Source organism: Nocardia sp. NPDC004718, from assembly GCF_053601535.1.
Genome location: NZ_JBSGCA010000142.1, coordinates 1 through 1,937, shown reverse-complemented (window position 1 = coordinate 1,937; position 1,937 = coordinate 1). Strand labels below are relative to the sequence as shown.

The following is a 1,937-nucleotide window of genomic DNA, read 5'->3' as shown; positions in this document are numbered from 1 at the left end:
TGGTTCTGTTGCAAAGTTTAAAAATCAAATACAAGGTTTATAATCCTTCTTGTTCTTAATCTAATATTCCCATTAAGACCTTAATCTCAGTAGATACCGAAAATCCGAAGAGCGTTCCATTTCTTCGGTTCTTTTTGTATATTCCTCGAATTGTTTCCATGCCCTTAATCATGGTTGAGGCAGTTCGTAGACTTCGATAAAATTTATTGCGTCGTTTGATTGGTCGATGGTCTTGCTCAATGAGGTTATTGAGATACTTCACGGTTCGATGCTCTGTCTTAGTATATAAACCGTTACTCTGTAACTTTCTAAATGCAGAACCAATAGAGGGCGCTTTATCCGTGACAATTACTCTTGGTTGACCAAACTGTTTATGTAGTCGTTTCAAGAACGCATAAGCAGCTTGAGTATCCCGTTTCTTGCGTAGCCAGATGTCTAAAGTCAATCCATCCGCATCAATTGCACGATAGAGATAATGCCAACGACCTTTGATTTTGATGTACGTTTCATCCATTTTCCATGAATAAAAGGATTTTTTATTTTTCTTTTTCCAAATTTGATAGAGTAGTTTGCCATATTCTTGTACCCAACGATAAATCGTCGTATGAGAAACGTTAATGCCACGATCATATAAGATTTCTTGAACTTCACGATAGCTAAGGTTATAACGAAGATAGTAGCCCACGGCTACAATAATCACATCCTGCTGAAATTGCTTTCCTTTAAAATGATTCATCGTCATTCCTCCTGCTATCTTTTTCTATTATTCTACCTTATTTGATAGTAGATTTAAAACTTTGCAACAGAACCTCGATTTGCTTTACGCAAACGCCACCTACCCATTTTATAAAAATAAAATGGGCAAAAGATCTTTCTTTTTGTCATACAAAAAGAAGAAAAAAAAGAGACGATTTTCTTCTTCCGAAATCGTCCCTCTTTTTGGATGAACGAACAAAAAATCTCTCGTATTTTGTTTGTTCATCCACTAAAAATATGCGAACAGTATGGCTTCATTCAATTCTGTTCTTACAAGTCAAAAGCATCGAATCGTCCAAGGACGATTCAACAAAAAAAGTAGTCGTTTTTGGACGACTACTAAGTTCTAAACATTCATTACCCAAAATCAATTTGGTCTAACATCGTTTCTCGACTAGCTTGATCTAATCCAAGATACGTTAAGGTCATGGCTTCACTTGAATGGTTTAATAAATGCATCACTAAACCAATATTATAGTTTGACTGGGTATAGACCTTATAAGCGCCTGTTTTACGCATGGTATGCGTTCCTAGATAGTTAATTCCTACTTATTGTCGGCGGAGCTGGACGCTTCTTTCACAACCTCTATCCTCGATCTTTTTGGTCATACACTTCTTTGACGTTGATAAATTGATCAAGTATTGGATTTTCTCCTTTTAGGTCAGCTTCGAAACGGATACCGTCAATATTGATTCTGGCGTTACGGTAGTAGTCAGTTCCTAGTTGTCCCCATGCAGGAGTTGAGGCATCGACATTGCAGAAGATATCAAATCCTTGTTGTTTCAAGTAAGCAAATTTTTGATTTGCTTCAGAATAAGGTTGCCAATCGCTGATGTCAGCGCCAAATGGGTAGATCAAAATATTTGTTTTGCCTAAAATAGGTGCAACTTCATTTTGCCAACGTTCATTATCTTGTTGGATATCGGCTAAAGAAGCTTGTGTCATATTCAAGTGTCCCCAAGTATGAGAAGCAAAACTCCAACCATCTTTCTTTAATTGATCAGCAACTTTTTTGGCTGCTTCGATTTCTTTGTTTGTTTTTTCGTTATCACCATATTCTGATTTTGATGTACGGTAACCTAATACACCATTATAGCCTGTTAAAGCTAATGTTCCTTTGGCGCCTTGATAAGAAAAATCGGGATGTTTTTTAATGAATGAATCGATCAATGGAACCATA

2 protein-coding genes are annotated in these 1,937 nt (G+C 36.6%); both read right to left on the bottom strand.

Annotated features, from left to right (window positions below; all coding sequences use genetic code 11):
* Positions 1-55: 55 nt before the first annotated feature.
* Positions 56-736 carry an IS6 family transposase gene (locus tag ACWEH3_RS35985; protein ID WP_452358509.1) on the bottom strand — a complete coding sequence of 227 codons (681 nt, stop codon included), beginning with the start codon at positions 734-736 and terminating at the stop codon, positions 56-58.
* Positions 737-1,342: 606 nt separating this feature from the next.
* On the bottom strand, positions 1,343-1,937 hold a 595-nt coding region (locus ACWEH3_RS35980), incomplete at its 5' end, for a polysaccharide deacetylase family protein (RefSeq protein WP_349063522.1).